Annotated in this window: 1 rRNA gene; it reads right to left on the bottom strand. The window is 57.3% G+C overall.

The features are described 5' to 3' along the window. Positions 1-60: 60 nt before the first annotated feature. Positions 61-578: ribosomal RNA gene (locus QWY80_RS08785) — 16S ribosomal RNA — on the bottom strand; the annotation flags it as partial.

Raw genomic sequence — 578 nt, forward strand, 5'->3', positions numbered from 1 at the left:
TTGCTCTGGTCGATCAGGTAATTCATTGTGAGCACTTGCCGACAGTCGGCAACGCGTCGGTAAGGAGGTGATCCAGCCGCAGGTTCCCCTACGGCTACCTTGTTACGACTTCACCCCAGTCATGAACCACACCGTGGTGATCGCCCTCCGAAGTTAGGCTAACCACTTCTGGTGCAGTCCACTCCCATGGTGTGACGGGCGGTGTGTACAAGGCCCGGGAACGTATTCACCGTGACATTCTGATTCACGATTACTAGCGATTCCGACTTCACGGAGTCGAGTTGCAGACTCCGATCCGGACTGAGACCGGCTTTTCGGGATTCGCTCCACCTCGCGGCTTTGCAACCCTTTGTACCGGCCATTGTAGCACGTGTGTAGCCCTACCCGTAAGGGCCATGATGACCTGACGTCGTCCCCACCTTCCTCCGGTTTGTCACCGGCAGTCTCCCTAGAGTTCCCGACCGTATCGCTGGCAAATAGGGACAAGGGTTGCGCTCGTTACGGGACTTAACCCAACATTTCACAACACGAGCTGACGACGGCCATGCAGCACCTGTCTGTGCGCTCCCGAAGGCACC

Source organism: Halomonas ramblicola (assembly GCF_030409215.1).
GTDB classification, from domain to species: domain Bacteria; phylum Pseudomonadota; class Gammaproteobacteria; order Pseudomonadales; family Halomonadaceae; genus Halomonas; species Halomonas ramblicola.